Below are 21,250 nucleotides of genomic sequence, written 5' to 3'. Positions count from 1 at the left end.
CGAATTTTGACGAGTGCCTTTGACGCGGGCGGCGATCAGGCCGTTCTCAACTAACCAGGAAACGCTGGCTCGAGCGGTCCGGCGGATGCAGCGATTTTCTGTTTGATGGCGACACTGGTCGAGGTGATGGCCTCGGAGATTTCGCCGCCATTGCTGTCGGCGCCATAGACCATGCGCACCGCCTCGCGATTGAGGTCTTCGGGCGGGCCGTCGAAGACGACCTTGCCGGCGGCCATGCCGATGATGCGGTTGCAATAGTTGCGCGCCGTATCCAGCGTATGCAGATTGGTGATGACGATGATACCCTCGCGCAAATTGATATCCTGCAGCGAATCCATCACCACTTTGGCGTTGAGCGGATCGAGCGAGGCAATCGGCTCGTCGGCGAGCAACACCTTCGGCTGCTGCATCATGGCACGCGCGATCGCAACGCGCTGCTGCTGGCCGCCGGAAAGCGTGCCGGCGGGCTGCAGCGCGGTGCGGGCGATGTCCAGGTGCTCGAGGGCTGCAACCGCCTCGGCGCATTCGTTGCGGGAGAACATGCCGAACAGGTTGGACAGGGTCGAGCGGTGGTTGAGCCGGCCGAGCAGTACATTGGTCAGCACATCGAGGCGCGGCACCAGATTGAACTGCTGGAAGATCATGGCACAGTCGCGTTGCCAACGCCGGAGCGGCGAGCCGCGCAACCCGGAAACCTCGACGCCGTCGAACAGGATGGATCCCTGGCTGGGATCGATGAGGCGGTTGATCATGCGCAGAAGGGTCGATTTGCCGGCGCCGGAGCGGCCGATGACGCCGACCATCTGTCCTTGCGGGATCGAGATGTGAACATTGCTGACGGCGGTGTTCTTGCCGAACCGGCGGGTGACGCCGCGGATTTCGAGCGTAGCTGACATGGTGCAGGCTCCAGTCCAATCGCAATTGAAGGTCTGTTAACCCTCGCTAGCGCAGCTACGTGAACCTGCGGTGTCTGATTGATGTCAGTTTTGTTACCGCCCACAGCCTGGAGCGGGGCGGGATCAACTCGGCGCGAGAAGCTCGAATGGTGAATGGTGATAAGAAAGGCTTTCCTGAGCCTCGAAATTTATTCGCTGCCCGCCATTACCATTCACGATCCTTAGCCACCATACTTCTCCAGAAAAGCCTCCGCCGACAGCTCCCGGAAATCGTCGAGCGCGGCGCGCAGCCTTGCATGATCCCAATCCCACCAGGCGAGCGCCTGATAGCGCTCCGCGGTGCGGCGGTCGAAGCGCTCGCGGATCGGCTTGGCCGGTACGCCGCCGACGATGGTGTAGGGAGCGACGTCCTTCGATACCACTGCGCCGGCACCGACCGCCGCACCGTCGCCAACGGTGACGCCGGGCAGGACGGTCGAGCCATGGCCGAGCCAGGTGTCGTGGCCGATGGTGACGCGTTTGGCGCGGCGCTGAGCGAAGAATTCGCTCTCGTGCTCGGCGTCGTCCCAATAGTCGGAGGCGCGATAGGTGAAATGGTGCAGCGTCGGCCGCCAGGTCGGATGATTGGTGGCATTGATGCGGACGCTGGCGGCGATGTTGGCGAATTTGCCGATTGTCGCGCACCAGACGCTGCAGTCCTGCATCATGTAGGAATAGTCGCCGATCATGCTTTCCGAAACCCGGCTTCGGTCGGCGATCTCGGTCCAGCGGCCGAGCGTCGAGTTCTCGATCTCCGCCGTCTCGTGGACCAGCGGGGCCTCCGACAATTTCCTGGTCATGCGGCGATTTTCCCAGCGGCGAAGGCGGTCACGTCTATGATGCGATCGGCGACGGCTTCGCGCACGTCGTAATCGTGGAAGATGCCGAGCAAAGCGACGCCCGCCGCCTTCTTGGCAGCGATCAGGGAAATCACCACGTCCCGGTTCTTCGCATCAAGCGAAGCGGTCGGCTCGTCGAGCAGCAGGATCGGATGCTCGGTGATGAAGCCGCGCGCGATGTTGACGCGCTGCTGTTCGCCGCCGGAGAACGTCGCCGGCGGCAGCGCCCAGAGTTTTTCCGGCAGGTTCAATTGGGCCAGCAAGTCGCGTGCCTTGCCGCGCGCGGCTTCGCGCTCCTCGCCGCGCTCGACCAGCGGTTCGGCGACGACATCGAGCGCCGAGACGCGCGGCACGGTGCGCAGGAACTGGCTGACATAGCCGATCGTGAGCCGGCGCACGGCTAGCACGGTGCGCGGGCTGGCCGTGGCGAGATCGATGAGCCCGTCCTCGTGCTGGACGATGATCTGGCCTGCGTCGACGGCATAATTGCCGTAGAGCATTTTCAGGATCGAGCTCTTGCCGGCGCCGGACGGGCCGCCGAGCACGGAGCATTCGCCGGCCCTGATCGCGAACGAGACGCCGGCGACGACAGGCAGTTTGATGCCGTCGCGCAGATGCATGGTGAAGCTCTTGGCGACATCGGAGACGACGAGCGGGGTTGCCATCAGAAGGTCCTCCAATCGCCATTCGTTTGCGGGCCAACACCCCCCTCTGGCCTGCCGGCCATCTCCCCCTCAAGGGGGGAGATGGGCAGCCTGACTATCTCGCTCGTTCTGCAACGTTGTAGGATGGCGAAACCGGGAGTGATAGCCAATCTCTCCCCTTGAGGGGGAGATGCCAAGCGATGCCAAAGAGGGCAGGCCAGAGGGGGGTACGCCGGAGCAATCATCGTCACACCTGCAGAATCGAGGAGACAAGCAACTGGGTGTAGGGCGCGCGCGGATCGTCGAGGACGCGGTCGGTGAGGCCGCTTTCGACAACACGGCCGTCCTTCATCACCATCATGCGCTGCGACAACAGCCGCGCCACGGCGAGATCGTGGGTGACGACGATGGCCGCCAGGCCGAGATCGGTGACCAGCCCCCGCAGCAGATCGAGCAGGCGTGCCTGTACCGAAACGTCGAGGCCACCGGTCGGCTCGTCCATGAACACCAGCCGCGGCCCTGTGACCAGGTTGCGGGCGATCTGCAGGCGCTGGCGCATGCCGCCGGAGAAGGCGCGCGGCTCGTCGTCGATGCGGTCCTCGTCGATCTCGACGCGCGACAGCCAGTCGACCGCCGTCGCGCGGATCCTGCCATAGTGGCGGTCGCCGACCGCCATCAGCCGTTCGCCGACATTGGCGCCGGCCGACACCGTCATGCGCAGCCCGTCGGCGGGGTTCTGATGGACAAAGCCCCAGTCGGTGCGCATCAGGAAGCGGCGCTCGGCCTCGCTCATGCGGTAAAGCTCACGGAACTGGCCGTCGCGCATGCGGTAGCTGGCGGTGCCGGAAGAGGGCAGCAGCCGAGTCGACAGGCAGTTGAGCAAAGTCGTCTTGCCGGAACCGGATTCGCCGACCACCGCCAGCACTTCGCCCGGCCACAGATCAAAGGTGACGTTCTCGCAGCCGACGCGCGAGCCGTAGAATTTGGACAGCGCCGAAACGCGCAGCAGCGGTTCGTCGGTCATTCAGCCGGCTCCATTTTTCCTGGGGCAAGATGGGTCTCGGGCGCGAGATGGCCGCGGTGGCCTTCGGCGCGCCGCTTCTCGCAATAATCGGTGTCGGAGCAGACGAACATGTGGCCGCCATGGTCGTCGAGGATGACCTCGTCGAGATAGACGTTCTCGGCCGCGCACAGCGCGCAGGGCTGGTCGAAGGTCTGCACTTCGAAGGGATGATCCTCGAAGTCGAGGCTGACCACCTCGGTAAAGGGCGGCAGCGCATAGATGCGTTTTTCGCGGCCGGCGCCGAACAACTGCAGAGCCGGCGAACGGTGCATCTTGGGATTGTCGAATTTCGGCGTCGGCGACGGATCCATCACATAGCGGCCTTCGACCTTGACCGGGTAGGCATAGGTGGTGGCGATGCGGCCGTGCCTGGCGATGTCCTCGTAGAGCTTCACATGCATGAGGCCGTATTCCTCAAGCGCATGCATTTTGCGCGTCTCCGTTTCGCGCGGCTCGAGGAAGCGCAGCGGCTCGGGGATCGGCACCTGATAGACCAGCACCTGACCGGCACTCAGCGGATGTTCAGGGATGCGATGGCGGGTCTGGATGATGGTCGCCTTGGCCGTCTCGGTGGTGACCGCGACATTGGCGACCTTCTTGAAGAAGGCGCGGATCGAGACGGCATTGGTGGTGTCGTCGGCGCCCTGGTCGATGACCTTGAGAACATCGTCCGGTCCGATGATCGACGCCGTGACCTGGACGCCGCCGGTGCCCCAGCCATAGGGCATCGGCATCTCGCGCGAGGCGAACGGCACCTGATAGCCGGGGATGGCGATGCCCTTGAGGATGGCGCGGCGGATCATCCGCTTGGTCTGCTCGTCGAGATAGGCGAAGTTGTAGGTGGCGATGTCGGTCGGTTGTCCGGTCATTCCGCGGCCTGCCTTTTCTCGTCGGCCTTGCCGGCGTTTTCGCGGGCGTCGTGCGCGGCGCGCATGCGGCGCACGAGGTCGAGCTCGGCCTGAAAATCAACATAGTGTGGCAGCTTCAAATGCTCGACGAAGCCGGTCGCCTGGACATTGTCGGAATGCGAGATGACGAACTCTTCGTCTTGCGCGGCGGCGACGACATCTTCGCCGAATTCGGTTGCACGAAGAGCGCGGTCGCATAGCGCCATGGCCATCGCCTTGCGCTCGCTCTGGCCGAAGACGAGGCCGTACCCGCGGGTGAATTGCGGCGGCGCCTTGGCCGAGCCCTTGAACTGGTTGACCATCTGGCATTCGGTGACGCGGATGCTGCCGAGCGGCACGGCAAAGGGCAGTTCCGGCACGTCCAGTTCCAGTTCGACCTCGCCGATACGAACCTCGCCGACGAAAGGATGGTTGCGCGCATAGCCGCGCTGGGTGGAATAGCCGAGCGCCAGCAGAAACCCCTCGTCACCGCGCGACAGCGCCTGCAGGCGGATATCACGCGCCATCGGGAATTCGAGCGGCTCGCGGGTGATGTCGCCGGGGACATGATCCCCGGGCATGTCGCCGTCGGGCTCGATCAGGCCTTCGCGAGCGAGGATGGCCGCGACGCGCGGCATCGCCTCCGCTTCGCCTGCACGCTGCTCCGGTTCGGCGACTTCGCCGCCGGCGGCAAGCTCGGGATCGAGCAACCGGTGGGTGTAGTCGAAAGTCGGGCCGAGCAACTGCCCGCCGGGCAGGTCCTTGTAGGTCGCCGACACGCGCCGTTCGACCAGCATCGAGCCGGTTTCGATCGCCCTGGTATAGCCGAAACGCGGCAGCGTCGTGCGATAGGCGCGAACCAGGAAGATCGCCTCGATCATGTCGCCGCGCGCCTGGACGATGGCGAGTGCCGCCAATTCCCTGTCGTAGAGCGAACCTTCGCTCATCACCCGGTCGACGCCGAGCGCCAGCTGCTCGACGATCTGGTCGAGCCGAAGTGCGGGCACCGAGCGATCGCCGCGCCGGCGGTCGGCGAGCAATTTGTGGGCGTTGCGGATGGCTGCTTCACCGCCTTTTACCGCGACATACATCCTACGCCTCCATCGTCTTAATGCGCGTCGTGCGCGGCAGGCAGGCAATTGCGTCGGACGTGGCGAGGATGATGTCGACACCCCGCGGAAAGCGTTGATTGTTCTGCTTCCATTGCTCGACGAAATGACGCGGCATTTGCGCCGGCGCGATCGTCGCCGTCTTCTCGATGCCCGGGCCTTCGAGCAGCAGCGGAGCGCCGGAGACGAGATCGCCGACCTCAAGGATCAGCGTCGTCGAACGATCGGGATAATCCTGGGTGCCTTGCGAAAACCCGTCGAGCGCCATCATCTCGGCCGGCGTGGCAATCAGCGCGAAATGCGCGTCGGCCGGGGTGTTGGCCAGCGGCGCGCCGGTATGGAAGCCAAGCCAGGATTTCACCGCCGCCGACCCCTGCAAAGCCGGGTCGAGCCAGAGCGGCGTGTCGTTGTCGCACAGCGCCAGAGCAATGGCGCCGGCGATGGCCGACAGCGGCGCCGGGGGGTGGGCGAGGGCCGGCAGCGGCTGCACGCTGCCCGGCCGCGCCATCGCGTCCATGACGGCGCGGAATACGGTCTGCGCGTTGAATACCGGATCGGCGAAGCCGCCCTCAATGGATTGAGTGGCGATGTCCATCAGTCTTCCCCGCGTACCATGGTGAAGAAATCGACCTTGGTCGCCGCCGTCTCTGCGCGGCGCTGGTCACGCGCCTTGGCCAGTGCGGCTTGCAAGGGCGCGACGATCCTGGTCTCGACCTCGTTGCGGTGGGCCGGATCCTGCCAGAGCGCGTCGGCGATTGCCGCCAGCCTTGCCTTCTGCTTGTCGCGACCAAGCGCGTAGCAGTGGCCGACATGGCCGGACGCAAGCCGCACCGTGGCGCGGGTGACCGTCGCCTCGCCGACATTGAACGGCGCGCCGCCACCGCCAATGCGGCCGCGCACGGTCACCAGGCCGGCTTCGGGGCCACGTAGAAGTTCTGCTTCGCAAGGCAGGCCGGCTTCGTCCCAGAGGCGGACAATGTCGTCGCCGGCCGATTGCGCCAGCGTCGCCATTACGGCCTTGCGCTCGGCCTGCTCTCGCGCTTCCCGTCCTCGCATGGCCGGTGCTCCTCGTTCGCGTGCATTTGTCTATTGATATAGACAACTATACAAATTATATCTATTATCTAGCGCGTGTCTATGACGTGTACGTGACACGGGCCAAAAGGTCGGCGCAAAGATTGGGGCGGGAAATGATCGGGCAGGCCAACAGCATCGAGCGGCGCAGCGGTGTCGCGCTATGGCGGCAGATCGCCGACCAGATCCTGCACTCGATCGCCGTCGGCGATTTTCCCGAGAATGCCGCGCTGCCGCCGGAGGTGGCACTTGCCGAACGCTATGGCGTCAACCGCCATACGGTGCGCAGCGCTATCGCAGCGCTGGTGCAGGAGGGTGTGCTCAAGGCGGAGCAAGGGCGTGGCACCTTCGTGCTGTCGCGAAAGCGGCTGTCCTATCCGATCGGCGCCCGCACCCGCTTTTCCGAGGGATTGCAAGGACAGGCGTCAGAGCGGCATATCACCTTGCTCGCGTCGTCGGTGGAGCCGGCCAACCGTCGTGTCGCAGAGGGCTTAGGCCTTGTGCAGGGGGCCGACGTGATACGCCTGGAAACGCGCGGCGAAGCCGATGGAATGCCGGTGTCCCGCGCTGCCGGCTGGTTCGATGCCAGGCGCTTTGCCGGCATCGATGCCGCTATGGCAGAAACCGGTTCGATCACGGCATCGCTGGCACGTTTCGGCATCGACGACTATCTCCGGCAATCGACCGTGCTGTCGGCGCGCCATGCCGATGCCGCCGACCTTGCCGACCTCGACCTGCAGCCCGGCGCCATCGTGCTGGTGACGGTCGCCGTCAACGTCACGCCCGACGGTCAGCCGATCCAGTTTTCGGAGTCGCGCTTCCCGGCCGAGCGGATCGAACTCAAACTGTCGGCGCTTTGAGACGCGGCTATCGTTGTGTCATCCGACCTGGATGACCGCCTTGATCAGCCCGGATTTCTCATGTGCCCAGCGGGCGAGGTCGCGCGGCGTCTCGCCAAGCATGGTGCGGTGGGTGACTAGCTTTGCCAGCGGCACCGCACCGTTGCGGATTGAAGCGGCGACATGGTCGAAATCGGCGCGCAGAGCGTTGCGGCTGCCGATCAGCATCATCTCGCGCTTGTGGAATTCGGGATCGGAAAAGGCGATGTCGTCCTTGACGACGCTGACCAGCACCAGCGTGCCGCCATGCGCGACATGGGCGAAGGCCGACTGCACCGACTGGGTGTTGCCGGTGGCGTCGAAGACCGCGTCAAAACCATCGCCGTCGGTCGCCTGCCGCACCAGATCAGCGGCGGCGCCCTGCGAGCCGTTGAGGGTCGCGAAGCCGAGTTCGCTTTCGGCGAAACCCAGCCTCTCGGCACTCATGTCGAGCAGCGTCACGTCGAGCCCGGCGATGCGGGCGAACAGCGCCGTGCCGAGGCCGATCGGGCCGGCGCCGATGACCAGGGTACGCGCGCCCGATTGAGCCAGCGAGCGCCGCACCGCATGCGCCCCGATCGCCAGGAATTCGACGGCGGCCGCATCGGCCAGCGACAGGCCGTTTGCCGGATAAAGATTTTGCGCCGGCACCAGGATCTGCTCGCACATGGCGCCGTCGCGATGGACGCCGAGCACCTCGATCCTGACGCAGCAGTTCGGCTTGCCTTGCCGGCAGGCGATGCATTTGCCGCAGGCGAGATAGGGATTGACGATCACCGCTTCGCCTATTGCCAGATCGACGCCTTGGCCGGTCTCCAGCACGGTCCCCGAGACTTCATGGCCCATGATGCGGGGATAGGCGAGGAACGGGTGCTTGCCTTCAAAAATGTGATAATCGGTGCCGCAGATGCCGACATGACTGACCGCGACCAGCGCCCAGCCCGAGGGCGGCGCGCCAGGCGCCGGGCGATCTTCGAGGACAAGTTCGCCGGGCGAGCGGCAGACGACGGCTTTCATGCTTCAATCCAGTCGGTTCATGGCACCGCCGGCTCTGCTGTTGCGAGGCCGGCGGCTGTTAGGGGCGATCTATTTGCCGCGGCGGCGCAGCCCGTCGAAATAGACGATGACGATGATCAGCACGCCGGTGATGATGCGCTGCCAGAAGGCGTTGACGTTGAGCAGATTGGCGCCGTTGTTGATGGTGGCAAGGATGAAGGCGCCGAGCAGCGGCCCGTGCACGGAGCCGACAGCGCCGAACAGCGACGTGCCGCCGATCACCGAAGAAGCGATCGCCTGCAATTCCCAGCCCTCGGCCTGCGTCGGATTGCCGATGCCGATGCGCGACGCGAGCAGCACGCCGACGAAGGCCGCACACAGCCCCGACAATGTATAGGCCATGTAGATTGTGCGCTGGACGTTGACGCCCGACAGACGCGATGCCTCGGCGTTGGAGCCGACCGAGAACAGGTAGCGGCCCCAGCGGCTGTGGTGCAGGAAGATGTAGGCCGGAATGCCGACCAGGATCACCATCCAGAACAGATTGGGGACGCCGACGAAGGAACTGCGCGAGAACGTCTGGAAGGCGTCGTTGTTGATCGAGATCGAGTTGCCGTTGGTCATCAACAGGCCGATGCCACGCAGCGAGGTCAGCGTCGCCAGGGTGATGATGAAGGGTGGCAAGCCCATCTTGACGATGCCGAAGCCATGGAACATGCCAATGGCGACGCCGACCAGCAAGGTAATCAGGATGGCTAGGAAAACCGGTGTGCCGGCGTTGATCAGCATCGCGACGATGACGGTGGCGAAGCCGACAACGGCGCCGACGGAAAGGTCGATGCCGCCGGTGATGATGACGAAGGTCTGGCCGACCGCCAGGATGGCGATCATCGACCCTTGCCGCAACAGGTTCGAGATGTTGTTGGCCGAGGCGAAGCTCGGCGTCGCCACCGACAAGATGATCCACAAAAGAACCAGCAGTGCCAGCAGTGTCAGCCCGAACAGGGCGTTGTAGTTGCGTTTCGGCCTTTCGGCAGCGATCGCCTCGGTGCTCATATCCGTCCTCCCGGTCTTTCTTGTTTCTCGGCCAGCGCCTGGGTGAGGATCTCCTCGTGGTCAGCGGTACGAAACCCATGCGTGGCCACCAGCTTGCCGCGCCGGAACACATGCAGCGTGTCGGCGAGCTCATAGACCTCGGGCAGGTAGGACGAGATCAGGATGATGCCGGCGCCCTTGGATAGCAGCGCGCCAAACAGGCGGTAGATCTCGGCCTTGGTGCCGACATCGACGCCGACGGTCGGCTCGTCGAAGATGAACAGCTTGGCGCCGTGCGCGAGCCATTTGCCGATGACGATCTTCTGCTGATTGCCGCCGGACAGGCTGGAGGCCAGCGCACTTCGCGTCGGCGTCTTGATGCGCAGGTCGGCGATCTGGCGATCGGCCTGGGCTTTTTCCTGCGCACGGGAGATCAGCAGATTGCTCGAGATGCGCTTGTAGATCGGCAGATTGAGGTTGAGCCCGACCGGCAGGTTGAGGCAGAGGCCCTGGTCGCGGCGGCTTTCCGGGGCCAGCGCCATGCCGAGCCTGATCGCGTCGTGTTCTGAATTGACCTTGACCTCCTTGCCCTCCCAGAGGATCTGGCCGCCCGATTTGCGGTGGCGGCCATAGAGCGTGGTGACGAACTCGCTGCGGCCGGCGCCGATCAGGCCGTAGAGGCCGACGATCTCGCCGGCGCGGACGGACATCGAGACATTTTCGAAACCCTTGCCGGAGAGATTCCTGGTTTCTACAAGCATCGCGCCCGGGGTGAAATGCTCCTTGTGGTAGACCTGCTCGATCGAGCGGTTGATCATCATCTTGACCAGCTCGGCGTCATTGGTCTCGGCGATATTCCTGGTGCCGACCAGCGTGCCGTCGCGCAGCACCGAGACGCGGTCGGCGAGCTCGAACACTTCTTCCATGCGATGGCTGATGTAGATGATGGTGACGCCTTCGCCCTTCAGCCGGCGGATCAGCGTGAACAGCTGGTCGGCCTCCTTGCGGGTAAGATAGGCGGTCGGCTCGTCGAAGATCAGGAATTTGGTGCCGCGCACCGTGGCGCGGGCGGCGGCGATCAACTGCTGCTGGCCGATGGTCAGGTCACCCAGCATGACATGCGCCGGCAGGTCGAAGCCGAGATCGTCGATGATCTTCTGCGCCTGCCTGACCATCGCCCGCTGCTGCAGGATGCCGAAGCGGGAATCCTCCTCGCCGAGGAACATGTTGGCGGCGACGGTGAGATGGCGGCATAGGACGACTTCCTGATGCACGGCATTGATGCCGAGCGCCATCGCCTCATGCGGCGTCGCCAATGCGGCAGGCTTGCCCTCCCAGATGACGTCGCCGGAGGTGCGCGGCATGACGCCGGTCAGAAGCTTGATCAGGGTGGATTTGCCGGCGCCGTTCTCGCCGACGATGGCGTGGATCTCGCCGGCCTTGAAGGCGAGGTCGACCGGCTTCAGCGCGTGGGTGCCGGGATAGCGCTTTTCCAGCCCGCGGAGTTCGAGGATGGTCCTGCCCGGTTCAAGCGTTGGGGCCGGATGGAGTTCCTGCGCCGTCGACATCATGACAATCCTCCCAGATTGGCCCCCAAAGATTGGCCTCGCGATTGGCACGAGTGGGATGTTTCCGGGGCGAAAAAGGCCCCGGAAACAGTTCACTTGCGGCTATGCTCAGTCGAGCTTCGGGTTGAGCAGCGCGTCGATCTTCGGATCCTTCATGTTGGCCTTGGTAACCAAATTGGCGCCGGTGTCGACATTGGCCTCGACCTTCTCGCCCTTCGAGGCGGCGAGCGCCGTCTTGATGCCGTCATAGCCCATCCGGTACGGATCCTGAACGACGAGCGCCGAGATGACGCCGTCGTTGAGGAACTTGATCAGCTTCTCGTCGCTGTCGAAACCGACAAGCCCGACCTTGCCGGCCAGACTGTTCTCGGCGATCGCCTGACCGACGCCCTGCGCCATGATCAGGTTGGAGGCGAAGATGCCCTTGAGGTTGGGGTTGGCGGTGATCAGGTCGGTGGCGATGTTGAGGCCGGTGGTGGCCTGGCCGTCGGCGTATTTGTCGGCGACCAGCTTGAGGCCCGGATATTTGGCGGCGAGCTGTTCCTTAAAACCCTGGGCGCGCTGTTCGAGCGAGCCGGCGCCCGGAAGAGCGGTGATCAGGGCGACGTCGCCCTCGACCTTGCCGCCATTGGCTTCGCCGATGGCTGCGGCAAGGCCGTCAGCGGCAACGCGGCCGCCCTGGATGTTGTCGGTGGTCAGGAACGAGGTGAAGGCCTTGGAGTCGGCGCCAGAGTCGATACCGATGATCTTGACCTTGGTGGCGGCCTCGTCGATCGGCTTGCCGAGCGCCTTGGCTTCGGTCGGCGCGATGACGACGGCGGCCGGGTTACCGGCGACGGCATTTTCGAGGATCGAGATCTGGCCGTTGACGTCGGTCTCGGCCTGGGCGCCGAGCTCCGGCACGTTGACGCCGAGATCCTTGCCGGCCTTGCGGGCGCCGGCCAGAACGATCTGCCAGTAGAAGGACGTGGTGTCCTTAACGATGATCGGAATGGTCGCGTCGGCCGCGGATGCCGGGGCCGAGTGCATCACGCCGGCAAGCATCGAGGCGGCTGCGAGTGCCACGAAGGCGCGGCGATTGAGAATGCTGGTCACGAATTTCATTAGGAGTCCTCCCTAAGTCGCCCGGTGAATGTTACGGAAGCTCCATTCGGATGGCGCGGCCCGAACGGAACTTTATCAATAAAAAACATTTACCGCATTTTGATAGTGCATCACCTCGGTCGGCGCAAGCGATGTTTGATGGCCGCTCGAATGGCTGGGTGGGAAAGCTTGCTCCCTCGGAACTCCGCTGCCAATCTCCTCCAATATGTTGCATGGAATATTAATTCCATCACTCAGTCAATATGGAATGTTCATTCTTTTTTCGGGGATGTACGAACTGCGACACCTGGCGATCACGTCAGGTGTTCGCGACTGTCGCGAGCGGTCCGGCTTAGAGCGTCGCACCGAGGTGCCACGGCACGAACTCGTTGTCGCCGTAGCCGAATTCCTCGCTCTTGGTCTTGCGGCCCGAAGCTGTCTCGACGATCAGTTCGAAGATCTCGCGGCCCATGCCGGCGATGGTCTTTTCGCCCGAGGCGATGACGCCGCAATTCACGTCCATGTCCTCTTCCATCGTGTGATACATGGTCGAGTTGCTGGCGACCTTGATCGACGGCGTCGGCCGGCAGCCGAAGCAGGAGCCGCGGCCTGTGGTGAAGACGATGACATTGGCGCCGCCCGCCACCTGGCCGGTGGCCGAGACCGGGTCGTAGCCGGGCGTGTCCATGAACACCAGCCCGTGCCCGGTGACCTTTTCGGCATAGCCGAAGACGCCGTTGAGCGGCGTCTGGCCGCCCTTGGCGACCGCGCCGAGCGACTTTTCCAGGATGGTGGTCAGGCCGCCGCGCTTGTTACCCGGCGAGGGATTGTTGTCAATCGATGCGCCATGCTTGGCGACGTGGTCTTCCCACCATTTCACATAACCGTCGAGCTTGGCGGCGATCTCGGGGGTTGCGGCGCGATAGGCGAGCAGGTGCTCGGCGCCGTAGATCTCCGTCGTCTCGGAGAGGATGCCGACACCGCCGACGCCGGCCAAAATGTCGACCGCGGCACCCAGCGCCGGATTGGCGGTGATGCCGGACATGCCGTCGGAGCCGCCGCATTGCAGGCCGACGACGATCTCGCTGACCGGGATCGGCTCACGCTGAAGCTTGCCGACCTCCTCGGCGATCTCGGCCAGCACGACCAACGCCTTCTCGACCGATTTGCGCGAGCCGCCGGCTTCCTGGATGTTGAAATGACGTTTTCCCGCGGCAACGCCCTTCTGGCCGTAGAGGGTGAGCTGGTTGACCTCGCAGCCGAGCCCGACCATCAGCACGCCGCCGAAATTCGGGTGACGGGCATAGCCGGCCAGCGTGCGATGCAGCACCATCATGCCGTCGCCGGTGGCGCTCATGCCGCAGCCCTGGCCGTGGACGATCGGGACGAAGCCGTCGATGCCGGGATATTGCGGCAAAAGCGTGCGGTTCGCGGCGTCGGCGATGGCATGGCAGACGGTGGCCGAGCAATTGACGCTGGCGAGAATGCCGATGAAATTGCGCGTGCCGGCGCGGCCATCGGCGCGGCGGTAGCCCATGAAGGTGCGGGCGCGATCGGCCTCGGTCGCATGCACAGCCTCGCTCGGCGGCACCACCGGCAAACGCCCGCTTTCGAAGACCAGATTGTGCGAATGGACATGCTCGCCGGGCGCGATGTCTTGCGTGGCGCGGCCGATCGCCTGGGCGTATTTGACCACGGCCTCGCCGGCCGCAATCGGCTTGATCGCCACTTTGTGGCCCGGCTCGATCACTGCGGCGACGACGGCGCCGCCCGGCAGCACGGTGCCGATCTCGATGCGGCCATTGGCGACCGCGACATTGTCGGCGGGAGACAGAAGAATGCTGTTTGCGGCGTTCACGGGAGCTTCCTGGGTGTGTTCCTGGGTGCGCGAGCGGATTGACACGCGGCTCTTAACATATAATGTCTTTTATCGTGAAAAAACATTTTTGCGTCAATTGTTTTTTCGCCAGAGCGCGACGCGTCTTTGGATGCGAGAAGTAGGCTCTACAACTAAAACTAGCGTTGCGCATGATGTTTTCCGAAAAGGTACCGGTTTCATGCGCGAGAAACGCTTCACACTGGCCGCAAACGCCGATGCGCCACGGGGCAGGGATGTCGAAGAGCAACAACGTTTACAAGGACGCCTATAATCGCGGTCTTAGGCTGCTCGACGAAACCAGGAGCCTGCCTTCGGAGCCGGAGCTGGGCACGCTGCTCGGCGTCAGCCGCACGACCGTCCGCACCATCCTTGCCCGCATGGAAGAGACCGGGCTGATCGATTGGAACAAGCGCAGCAAGACGGTTCTGCGCGAGCCGCGGCCGGACGATTTTTTTCCCGAGGAAGAGACCGACACGCTGGCCGAGATCATCGAACGCTCCTTCATGCGGCGGCTGCTTGCCGGTGGCGCCGAGGCCGGCATGCAGATCAACGAACTCGAACTGGCGCGCGAGATCGGCGTCGGCACCACCAGCGTGCGCGAATTCCTGATCCGCTTCTCGCGCTTCGGCCTGATCGAGAAGCGCCGCAACAGTCATTGGGTGCTGAAAGGCTTTACCCGCGCCTTCGCGCTGGAGCTGACCGAAATCCGCGAGATGTTCGAACTGCGCTCGGCCGCCGCCTTTGCCGCTCTGCCCGAGGACAGCCCGGTCTGGGCCGACCTCGACAGCCTGGAAGACGAGCATCGCCTGCTGGCGCGCGAGATCGCCGTGCGCTTCAACGCGTTCTCCGAGCTCGACGAGCGCTTTCACCGGCTGATCCACCGCGCCTCGCACAACCGCTTCATCGTCGATTTCTACGACGTCATCGCCATGATCTTCCACTACCACTACCAGTGGAACAAGGCGCAGGAGCGCGAGCGCAACGAAGTCGCGGTCCAGGAGCATCTCGCCTATATCGCCGCGCTCAAATCGCGCGATCTCGCCAAGGTCGACGCCGCCTGCCGCAAGCACCTGAAATCGGCCCGCCACACGCTGCTGACGTCGATCCCGGAGGGCAGGCAGCCGCTGCGCGCGTGATTGTGTTGCGTTGCCGCAGCAACGTTTTGGCGATTTTCCGGCCGCCGGCTCCGTGCTAGAGAGCTGACGTTGCTGCGTGAAGAGGCTGGTTCTTGACCATACGCCGGAGACGATGGAGCATGCCGGTCGCGTTCGCCGCGGCCTGGCTTTTCGTGCTCCAGTCGATGTTCGGCGCGTTTGCTTCCGGCATCGAGCCGAACGCCTCGCAATTCGATGCTTTCGGCAACACGATCTGCACCCATGACGGTGCGGCGCAACTCCCGGCCGGGGATCCGCATCAGCAGCACATGCCGGCTTGCTGCATGCTTGGCTGCAACCTCGTTTCGGCGGTCTACGCGCCGCCCGATGCCACCGGGAGCCTGTCTCGCAGCCCTTCCGTCGAAACCATCGCCTTTTTCCTGCCGGCCTTCCGGCATCGCGATTTCGCCCGCGCCCGCACTCCGTCCAATCCGCGCGCACCACCGGCGACGGCCTGATCCGTTCTGGTTTGCGCCGCGCACACCCTGGGCCGGCGCGTTTATCGACATCGTTCGCGACCGGCATCGGCGCGATCTCTTAAAATCCACGGAGCAATCATGTCTCACTCTTTTCGCGCTGCCGCATCCAGCCGCAGGCGCTTCTCACTGGGTAGTTTCGAGCAGCGTCTCGGCGTCGCCCTTTGCGTTCTTGCCCTCCTGTTCGCCAACGCCCAGACGGTGTTGGCACATGAGTTCAAGCTTGGCGGTCTCGAGATCGGGCACCCCTGGTCGCGCGCCACGCCAGCCGGCGCCAAGGTAGCCGGCGGCTACTTCACCATCACCAACACCGGCAGTGCGCCGGATCGCCTGCTGTCGATCACCTCCGACATTTCGGTTAAGGCCGAACTGCACGAGATGGGCGTCAGCAATGGCGTCATGACCATGCGGCCGGTCACCGGCGGCCTCGAAATCCCGGCCGGCGGCAAGGTCGCGCTGGCGCCTAAGGGCTATCATTTGATGTTCATGGATTTGAAGCGGCGGCCCAAGGAGGGCGAAATGTTCTCCGCCACGCTGACCTTCGAGAAAGCCGGGCCCGTGCAGATTGAATTCGCCGTGCAAGGCATCGGCAGTGCGGCACCCCAGGACGACGACTGACTTGGCCGCTTCGAGAGGTACCATCATGAAGAAATCTCTTTTGCCCGGCTGCGTGCTTCTTGTTCTCGGGACCAGCGCGGCCTTCGCCCACATCACGCTCGAAACGCCGGAGGCGGCGGTCGGCTCGACCTACAAGGCGGTTCTTCGGGTGCCGCATGGCTGCGAGGGCAAGGCAACGACCGCCTTGCGCGTGCAGATCCCGGAAGGGGTGCTCTCGGTCAAACCGATGCCGAAGCCGGGCTGGACGCTGCAGGTCAAGAACGGCAAATACGAGAAGTCCTACCAGCTCTACGGCCAGGCAGTGACCAGCGGCGTCAAGGAGGTCGACTGGAGCGCCGGCAGCCTGCCGGACGAATTCTACGACGAATTCGTCTTTCGCACGACACTGGCGTCCGACCTGCCGGCAGGCCAGACGCTGCATTTCCCGGTGGTGCAGGAATGTGACGGCGTCGCCGATCGCTGGATTGAAATTCCGGCGGTCGGGCAGGCTGAGGACGCGCTGGAATTTCCGGCGCCCGGCCTCAAGCTGCTGCCGAAGAAGTGAGCTCCAGCGGCGCGCTTTGGCGGATGAGCGCGCCGCTGCTCTTGGCGGTGAGATGAGCGCGGCATCCTTCCTGCGGCGAGCTTGCATGGCCGGCAACCATTCTGGCCGGCTTGTGGCTGGCCTGCTCGCCGCCATCGTGCTGCTCGCCGTAATTGCCATGCCTGATCCGGCCTTCGCCCATGCGGCGCTGATCAAGGCCGAGCCGGCTGACGGTGCGGTGCTGGCGCAGAGCCCGTCGCAGATGTCGCTGACCTTCAGCGAGCCGGTTTCGCCGCTGGTGCTGACGCTGGTGCGGCCCGACGGCACGGCGGTCCCGCTGAGCTCTTTCCAGCTCAGCGGCCAGACCGTCGAGATCGACAATCCGCAGGCGCTGACATCCGGCACGCATGTGCTGAGCTGGCGAGTGATCTCCGCCGACGGGCATCCGGTCGGCGGCTCGGTGCTGTTCTCGGTCGGCGCACCGAGTGCTGCGCCGGCCGCCTCCGAAGCCGTCGACCGGGTGCTTCGAACGGCGTTCTGGATCGGCAAGATTTTTCTATATATCGGCCTGTTTTTCGGCGTCGGGGGTGCCTTTGCGCTGGCCTGGCTGGCGCAAGGCGGGCGATCCGGCCAGCGCCTGATCGTCGCGGCAATCCTGTGCGGGCTGGCCGCCGCAACGCTGTCGCTCGGCCTGCAGGGGCTGGATGCGCTTGGCGCGCCGCTTGCCCGGCTGGCGCAGCCGGTCATCTGGCAGACCGGGCTGGGCACCAGCTTCGGCTGGACGGTGCTGATCGCGCTGATGGCGCTCGGCCTCAGCCTATTATCGCTGGTCGTGCCGCCCGCCGACGCAAAGCCGCTCGCCTTGGCCGGACTGGCTGGCGTCGGCGCAGCACTTGCCGCCAGCGGGCATGCCAGTGCCGCCGAGCCGCAATGGCTGACCAGGCCGATGGTGTTTCTGCACGGAACTGGTATCGCCGTCTGGGCCGGGGCGCTGGCGCCGCTTGGTCTTGCCTTGAAACGGCAGCCGGCCAAAGCCGGGCCATTGCTGCGACGGTTTTCGCGAGCGATCCTGTTCGTCGTGGCCGTGCTTGCGGCAGCCGGCATCGTGCTCGCCGTCATCCAGGTGCAAACGCCGTCGGCGCTGGTCCACACCGCTTATGGCCGGCTGCTGCTGCTCAAGCTCGTGCTGCTCGTCTTTCTGTTCACGCTCGCCGCCGTCAACCGCTTCAAGCTCACGGCCTCGGCCGAGGCAGGAAATACGGAAGTCCAGCGGCGGCTGGCCCGCTCGATCGCCATCGAGGTGCTGATCGTGGTGGCGATCTTCGGAGTTGGCGCCGGCTGGCGCTTCACGCCGCCGCCGCGGGCGCTGGCAATCGCCGCGGCACAGCCGGCATCGGTGCATATCCACACGCAGCAAGCGATGGCCGATCTCAGCATTGCGCCCGGCCACACCGGACCTGTTGCTGCTTCGATCTTCATCATGAGCGGCGATTTCGGCCCGCTCGACGCCAAGCAGGTGACGCTGGTGCTGTCAAAGCCCGATTCCGGCATCGAGCCGATAAAACGCCCTGCGACGAAGCCCGGCGACGGCACCTGGCGCGTCGACGATCTCGTCATTCCGGTCGCCGGCCGGTGGACAGCGCGGCTCGATATCCTGGTCTCGGATTTCGAGATGGTGAAGATCGAAGCGCCGATCGATATCCGGCCATGAAGACGGCGCTGGTCTGCGCAACACAATTCGGCGAGACGGTTGACGCGGCCTTGAAGGCCCGTCAATCATCGTCATCAAGAATGGGCATCCAACCCAATCGCGGGCTCAAACCAACAAGATCCGAAAGCAGGGAAGAAACGATGGAAAAAGCCGAAATCGGCCTGATCGGCCTTGGCACGATGGGCTCCAACCTGGCGCTCAATATCGCCGAGAAGGGGCACCGCATCGCCGTCTTCAACCGCACCGCGGCGCGCACCGATGCCTTTGTCGAAAATGCCGGCGCGCTCAGAGACAGGGTGGTGCCCTGCTATAGCCTCGAGGAACTGGCCGCCGCGATCCGGCCGCCGCGGCCGATCATCATCATGGTGCTGGCCGGCAAGCCGGTCGACGAGCAGATCACGGCATTGCGCGGCGTGCTGTCGGCCAACGACATCGTCATCGACGCCGGTAATGCCAATTTCCGCGATACGATGCGGCGCTTCTCGGAGCTTACCGATTCGGGCCTGACCTTCATCGGCATGGGCGTGTCCGGCGGCGAGGAGGGCGCACGCCACGGTCCCTCGATCATGGTCGGCGGCACCGAAGAGTCCTGGAGGCGCGTCGAAAGAGTGCTGACCGCAATCTCGGCCAAGTTCAAGGGCGAGCCTTGCGCGGCGTGGCTTGGCACCGACGGCGCCGGCCATTTCGTCAAGACCATCCACAACGGCATCGAATATGCCGATATGCAGATGATCGCCGAGATCTACGGCATCTTGCGTGACGGGCTAGGCATGGGGCCGAAAGAGATCACTGAGGTGTTTTCCCAGTGGAACACGGGCAGGCTCAACTCGTACCTGATCGAGATCACCGCCAAGGTGCTGGCCGCCGACGACCCCAAGACCGGCAAACCGGTGGTCGACATCATTCTCGACCGCGCCGGCCAGAAAGGCACCGGCAAATGGTCGGTGATCGAGGCGCAGCAGCTCGGCATCCCGGCCACCGCAATCGAAGCGGCGGTGGCGGCCCGCGTGCTGTCGTCGATCAAGGACGAGCGGCTTGCCGCCGAAAAGGTCTATGGCGGCGGCGTGAGCAAGATTTCTGGGGACAGGGACGCGCTGCTCGGCGATCTCGAGCTGGCGCTGTTTGCCGGCAAGATCGCCGCCTACGCGCAAGGCTTCGCGGTGATGAGCGGCGCGTCGAAGGAATTCAACTGGAACCTGCCGATGCCGGTCATCGCCAAGATCTGGCGGGCCGGCTGCATCATCCGCTCGCAATTGCTGGATACAATGGCGGAGGCCTTCGGCGCCGGCGGCGCAGCCACCAACCTGTTGATGGCGGCGGCTTTCGTTTCATTGATGCAGGAGGCACATCCGTCGCTTCGCCGTGTCGTGGCAAGGGCAGCCGAAGCCGGCTCGCCGGTGCCGGCCCTGTCATCGGCACTTGCCTATTTCGACAGTTACCGGCAGGGCCGCGGCACTTCGAACCTGATCCAGGCGCAACGCGATTTCTTCGGCGCGCACGGCTTCGAGCGCATCGACGGGCAGGGCGCTTTCCATGGCCCATGGGGGAGTGGGGCGGCGGGTTAGCGCCCTATTTCGGCCGTCCAAGCCGCCTCGGCGACTTCCCAATAGCTGCCGTTCTTTCGCCGGGGCAACGCCGCAACTGTCTGCTGCGCATCATAGCGCGTCCAAAAGCAAGGCACCCCGAGCCGATCCGACCAATGCTTGTGGCAGCTTCGGCGCGCGCCGCTATCCGACCACGAAAAAAGCGTGACCCGCGCAGGACGAAACGAAGCGGAGGCGAACGTTGGAGCTACCTCAATGCCCGATTGGAAGCGGTCAGTGGCGGTCGTTTGACCTGTGCGGGGCCGCCAATCGGCAGGCCCCGCAGGCTGCTGCTTCAGTGGCCGTTGGCCGCGATCGAAACCGCCTCCCAATCCTTCCAGGTCTGGAGGCGCTTGGCGTAGATATCCACGATGGTCTTGGTTGGGGTGAGCCCGAAAAAGATCCGGGTCGGGGGCTCGGCGGCATCGACGACCTGCAGGATCGCCGGACCCGTCGCCGTCGGTTCGCCAATGAACTCCGCGGGCAGGTTGGCCCAGATGTCTGCCTGGCCACGGCGCAGAGGGTCATACTGCGGCGCCGGGTTGGCGTGGACGGCCGAGCCCCTGCCCCAGTCGGTGGCATAGCCGCCCGGTTCCACCAAGGTCACTTTGATGCCGAACGGGGCAACCTCCTGCGCCAGCGACTCGGTGAGGCCTTCGACCGCCCACTTGGAGGCGTGATAGGCCCCCAGATTGGGGTAGGACATCAGGCCACCGATGCTGGACACCTGGATGATATGGCCATGCCCCTGCTTGCGCAGGATGGGCAAGACAGCCTGCGTGACGTTCAGCACACCGAAGAAATTCACTTCGAGCTGATCGCGCACCTGCTGCTCCGTGACTTCTTCGACCGCACCGAAAAGGCCGTAGCCCGCATTGTTGACGACAACGTCGAGACCACCAAATGTTTTGGCAGCCTGTCCGACAGCGGCAATTGCGGCGGCGCGATCGGTCACATCCAGCCGCAGGGGCAGGACCGCATCGCGGAATTGAGTGACGAGATCCTGCAAGGCCTCAGGCTGCCGGCTCGTCGCGGCAACCCTGTCGCCGCGCTCGAGTGCGGCTTCCGCCCACACTCGACCAAAGCCACGGTTGGCGCCTGTAATGAACCAGACTTTCGACATCGATCTACCTCATGGTTGCGTGCCATTGGGCACTTCTCTTGAGGTAGGCAGGCCCCCTGTCGAATTCATTTG

General features: G+C 64.4%; 22 protein-coding genes. 8 read left to right on the top strand and 14 right to left on the bottom strand.

Translation table 11 applies throughout. The features are described from left to right. Positions 1-50: 50 nt before the first annotated feature. The 8 genes from phnC to phnG form a co-directional block, all read right to left on the bottom strand. On the bottom strand, positions 51-896 hold the full coding sequence (gene phnC, locus NKJ93_RS30200; protein WP_352592796.1) for a phosphonate ABC transporter ATP-binding protein: 846 nt from the start codon (positions 894-896) through the stop codon (positions 51-53). A 221-nt stretch (positions 897-1,117) separates the two neighbouring features. Beyond that, positions 1,118-1,735, bottom strand: coding sequence for a DapH/DapD/GlmU-related protein (locus NKJ93_RS30195; RefSeq protein WP_352483629.1), 618 nt, complete (start codon positions 1,733-1,735; stop codon positions 1,118-1,120). Next, entirely contained in the window at positions 1,732-2,439 is a 708-nt protein-coding gene (gene phnL, locus NKJ93_RS30190) for a phosphonate C-P lyase system protein PhnL (RefSeq protein WP_023721973.1), read from the bottom strand. The genes NKJ93_RS30195 and phnL overlap by 4 nt, the downstream gene beginning before the upstream one ends. A 226-nt stretch (positions 2,440-2,665) precedes the next feature. After that, the gene (gene phnK / locus NKJ93_RS30185) at positions 2,666-3,442 is read right to left on the bottom strand and encodes a phosphonate C-P lyase system protein PhnK (protein WP_140536281.1); all 777 of its coding nucleotides are present in this window, start codon (positions 3,440-3,442) and stop codon (positions 2,666-2,668) included. Beyond that, on the bottom strand, positions 3,439-4,350 hold the full coding sequence (locus NKJ93_RS30180) for an alpha-D-ribose 1-methylphosphonate 5-phosphate C-P-lyase PhnJ (RefSeq protein ID WP_352483628.1): 912 nt from the start codon (positions 4,348-4,350) through the stop codon (positions 3,439-3,441). Before NKJ93_RS30180 ends, phnK begins: the two co-directional genes overlap by 4 nt. After that, positions 4,347-5,459 carry a carbon-phosphorus lyase complex subunit gene (locus NKJ93_RS30175; protein ID WP_352592793.1) on the bottom strand — a complete coding sequence of 371 codons (1,113 nt, stop codon included), beginning with the start codon at positions 5,457-5,459 and terminating at the stop codon, positions 4,347-4,349. The genes NKJ93_RS30180 and NKJ93_RS30175 overlap by 4 nt, the downstream gene beginning before the upstream one ends. 1 nt (position 5,460) lies before the next feature. After that, entirely contained in the window at positions 5,461-6,072 is a 612-nt protein-coding gene (gene phnH, locus NKJ93_RS30170; protein ID WP_352592790.1) for a phosphonate C-P lyase system protein PhnH, read from the bottom strand. Next, positions 6,072-6,533, bottom strand: a complete 462-nt coding sequence (phnG, locus tag NKJ93_RS30165) for a phosphonate C-P lyase system protein PhnG (RefSeq protein ID WP_352592788.1) — start codon at positions 6,531-6,533, stop codon at positions 6,072-6,074. The genes phnH and phnG overlap by 1 nt, the downstream gene beginning before the upstream one ends. A gap of 134 nt (positions 6,534-6,667) precedes the next feature. On the opposite strand from phnG, the gene phnF reads away from it, so the two are divergent. Continuing rightward, positions 6,668-7,411 carry a phosphonate metabolism transcriptional regulator PhnF gene (gene phnF / locus NKJ93_RS30160; RefSeq protein WP_352592785.1) on the top strand — a complete coding sequence of 248 codons (744 nt, stop codon included), beginning with the start codon at positions 6,668-6,670 and terminating at the stop codon, positions 7,409-7,411. An 18-nt stretch (positions 7,412-7,429) separates the two neighbouring features. On the opposite strand, the gene NKJ93_RS30155 is transcribed toward phnF, so the two are convergent. The 5 genes from NKJ93_RS30155 to NKJ93_RS30135 all read right to left on the bottom strand — a co-directional run bounded on the left by NKJ93_RS30155 (position 7,430) and on the right by NKJ93_RS30135 (position 13,969). Continuing rightward, on the bottom strand, positions 7,430-8,446 hold the full coding sequence (locus tag NKJ93_RS30155) for a zinc-binding alcohol dehydrogenase family protein (protein WP_352592782.1): 1,017 nt from the start codon (positions 8,444-8,446) through the stop codon (positions 7,430-7,432). A 69-nt stretch (positions 8,447-8,515) separates the two neighbouring features. Beyond that, positions 8,516-9,481: an ABC transporter permease gene (locus tag NKJ93_RS30150; protein ID WP_352483622.1), complete on the bottom strand. Its 966-nt coding sequence runs from the start codon at positions 9,479-9,481 to the stop codon at positions 8,516-8,518. Further along, a complete protein-coding gene (locus NKJ93_RS30145) occupies positions 9,478-11,031 on the bottom strand; it encodes a sugar ABC transporter ATP-binding protein (protein ID WP_352592779.1) in 1,554 nt (517 codons plus the stop codon). The genes NKJ93_RS30150 and NKJ93_RS30145 overlap by 4 nt, the downstream gene beginning before the upstream one ends. 105 nt (positions 11,032-11,136) lie before the next feature. Next, positions 11,137-12,132: an ABC transporter substrate-binding protein gene (locus NKJ93_RS30140; protein ID WP_023675208.1), complete on the bottom strand. Its 996-nt coding sequence runs from the start codon at positions 12,130-12,132 to the stop codon at positions 11,137-11,139. 331 nt (positions 12,133-12,463) lie between these two features. Continuing rightward, positions 12,464-13,969, bottom strand: a complete 1,506-nt coding sequence (locus NKJ93_RS30135) for a UxaA family hydrolase (RefSeq protein ID WP_352592776.1) — start codon at positions 13,967-13,969, stop codon at positions 12,464-12,466. Between NKJ93_RS30135 and NKJ93_RS30130 the strand changes: the two genes are divergently transcribed. The 7 genes from NKJ93_RS30130 (at position 13,950) to gnd (ending at position 20,037) form a co-directional block, all read left to right on the top strand. Beyond that, positions 13,950-14,261 (top strand): hypothetical protein, encoded by a 312-nt coding sequence (locus NKJ93_RS30130; RefSeq protein WP_352592773.1) that lies wholly within the window; start codon positions 13,950-13,952, stop codon positions 14,259-14,261. The genes NKJ93_RS30135 and NKJ93_RS30130 overlap by 20 nt on opposite strands. Continuing rightward, the gene (locus NKJ93_RS30125; RefSeq protein ID WP_352483619.1) at positions 14,224-15,126 is read left to right on the top strand and encodes a GntR family transcriptional regulator; all 903 of its coding nucleotides are present in this window, start codon (positions 14,224-14,226) and stop codon (positions 15,124-15,126) included. The genes NKJ93_RS30130 and NKJ93_RS30125 overlap by 38 nt, the downstream gene beginning before the upstream one ends. 119 nt (positions 15,127-15,245) lie before the next feature. Further along, entirely contained in the window at positions 15,246-15,602 is a 357-nt protein-coding gene (locus tag NKJ93_RS30120) for a DUF2946 family protein (RefSeq protein WP_352483618.1), read from the top strand. Between the two features lie 99 nt (positions 15,603-15,701). After that, positions 15,702-16,238 carry a copper chaperone PCu(A)C gene (locus NKJ93_RS30115; RefSeq protein WP_352483617.1) on the top strand — a complete coding sequence of 179 codons (537 nt, stop codon included), beginning with the start codon at positions 15,702-15,704 and terminating at the stop codon, positions 16,236-16,238. Between the two features lie 25 nt (positions 16,239-16,263). Further along, entirely contained in the window at positions 16,264-16,782 is a 519-nt protein-coding gene (locus tag NKJ93_RS30110) for a YcnI family copper-binding membrane protein (RefSeq protein WP_023721958.1), read from the top strand. Between the two features lie 52 nt (positions 16,783-16,834). Further along, positions 16,835-18,472, top strand: coding sequence for a copper resistance CopC/CopD family protein (locus NKJ93_RS30105; protein WP_502901328.1), 1,638 nt, complete (start codon positions 16,835-16,837; stop codon positions 18,470-18,472). A gap of 140 nt (positions 18,473-18,612) precedes the next feature. After that, positions 18,613-20,037 carry an NADP-dependent phosphogluconate dehydrogenase gene (gnd, locus tag NKJ93_RS30100; protein ID WP_352495509.1) on the top strand — a complete coding sequence of 475 codons (1,425 nt, stop codon included), beginning with the start codon at positions 18,613-18,615 and terminating at the stop codon, positions 20,035-20,037. A gap of 313 nt (positions 20,038-20,350) precedes the next feature. On the opposite strand, the gene NKJ93_RS30095 is transcribed toward gnd, so the two are convergent. Then, positions 20,351-21,178, bottom strand: coding sequence for an SDR family NAD(P)-dependent oxidoreductase (locus NKJ93_RS30095; RefSeq protein ID WP_352495508.1), 828 nt, complete (start codon positions 21,176-21,178; stop codon positions 20,351-20,353). Between the last annotated feature and the right edge of the window lie 72 nt (positions 21,179-21,250).

The sequence above is a fragment of the Mesorhizobium sp. M0028 genome, from assembly GCF_040323855.1.
Lineage (GTDB): Bacteria > Pseudomonadota > Alphaproteobacteria > Rhizobiales > Rhizobiaceae > Mesorhizobium.
Note: the sequence above shows the minus strand (reverse complement) of the source record. Positions and strands in the feature narration are given on the sequence as shown.

What these genes read in the sequence shown, in the direction of transcription:
- phnC (WP_352592796.1), bottom strand. Translation starts at nt 896, where the DNA reads ATGTCAGCTACGCTCGAAATCCGCGGCGTCACCCGCCGGTTCGGCAAG.
- NKJ93_RS30195 (WP_352483629.1), bottom strand. Translation starts at nt 1,735, where the DNA reads ATGACCAGGAAATTGTCGGAGGCCCCGCTGGTCCACGAGACGGCGGAG.
- phnL (WP_023721973.1), bottom strand. Translation starts at nt 2,439, where the DNA reads ATGGCAACCCCGCTCGTCGTCTCCGATGTCGCCAAGAGCTTCACCATG.
- phnK (WP_140536281.1), bottom strand. Translation starts at nt 3,442, where the DNA reads ATGACCGACGAACCGCTGCTGCGCGTTTCGGCGCTGTCCAAATTCTAC.
- NKJ93_RS30180 (WP_352483628.1), bottom strand. Translation starts at nt 4,350, where the DNA reads ATGACCGGACAACCGACCGACATCGCCACCTACAACTTCGCCTATCTC.
- NKJ93_RS30175 (WP_352592793.1), bottom strand. Translation starts at nt 5,459, where the DNA reads ATGTATGTCGCGGTAAAAGGCGGTGAAGCAGCCATCCGCAACGCCCAC.
- phnH (WP_352592790.1), bottom strand. Translation starts at nt 6,072, where the DNA reads ATGGACATCGCCACTCAATCCATTGAGGGCGGCTTCGCCGATCCGGTA.
- phnG (WP_352592788.1), bottom strand. Translation starts at nt 6,533, where the DNA reads ATGCGAGGACGGGAAGCGCGAGAGCAGGCCGAGCGCAAGGCCGTAATG.
- phnF (WP_352592785.1), top strand. Translation starts at nt 6,668, where the DNA reads ATGATCGGGCAGGCCAACAGCATCGAGCGGCGCAGCGGTGTCGCGCTA.
- NKJ93_RS30155 (WP_352592782.1), bottom strand. Translation starts at nt 8,446, where the DNA reads ATGAAAGCCGTCGTCTGCCGCTCGCCCGGCGAACTTGTCCTCGAAGAT.
- NKJ93_RS30150 (WP_352483622.1), bottom strand. Translation starts at nt 9,481, where the DNA reads ATGAGCACCGAGGCGATCGCTGCCGAAAGGCCGAAACGCAACTACAAC.
- NKJ93_RS30145 (WP_352592779.1), bottom strand. Translation starts at nt 11,031, where the DNA reads ATGATGTCGACGGCGCAGGAACTCCATCCGGCCCCAACGCTTGAACCG.
- NKJ93_RS30140 (WP_023675208.1), bottom strand. Translation starts at nt 12,132, where the DNA reads ATGAAATTCGTGACCAGCATTCTCAATCGCCGCGCCTTCGTGGCACTC.
- NKJ93_RS30130 (WP_352592773.1), top strand. Translation starts at nt 13,950, where the DNA reads ATGCTGTTTGCGGCGTTCACGGGAGCTTCCTGGGTGTGTTCCTGGGTG.
- NKJ93_RS30125 (WP_352483619.1), top strand. Translation starts at nt 14,224, where the DNA reads ATGTCGAAGAGCAACAACGTTTACAAGGACGCCTATAATCGCGGTCTT.
- NKJ93_RS30120 (WP_352483618.1), top strand. Translation starts at nt 15,246, where the DNA reads ATGCCGGTCGCGTTCGCCGCGGCCTGGCTTTTCGTGCTCCAGTCGATG.
- NKJ93_RS30115 (WP_352483617.1), top strand. Translation starts at nt 15,702, where the DNA reads ATGTCTCACTCTTTTCGCGCTGCCGCATCCAGCCGCAGGCGCTTCTCA.
- NKJ93_RS30110 (WP_023721958.1), top strand. Translation starts at nt 16,264, where the DNA reads ATGAAGAAATCTCTTTTGCCCGGCTGCGTGCTTCTTGTTCTCGGGACC.
- NKJ93_RS30105 (WP_502901328.1), top strand. Translation starts at nt 16,835, where the DNA reads ATGAGCGCGGCATCCTTCCTGCGGCGAGCTTGCATGGCCGGCAACCAT.
- gnd (WP_352495509.1), top strand. Translation starts at nt 18,613, where the DNA reads ATGGAAAAAGCCGAAATCGGCCTGATCGGCCTTGGCACGATGGGCTCC.
- NKJ93_RS30095 (WP_352495508.1), bottom strand. Translation starts at nt 21,178, where the DNA reads ATGTCGAAAGTCTGGTTCATTACAGGCGCCAACCGTGGCTTTGGTCGA.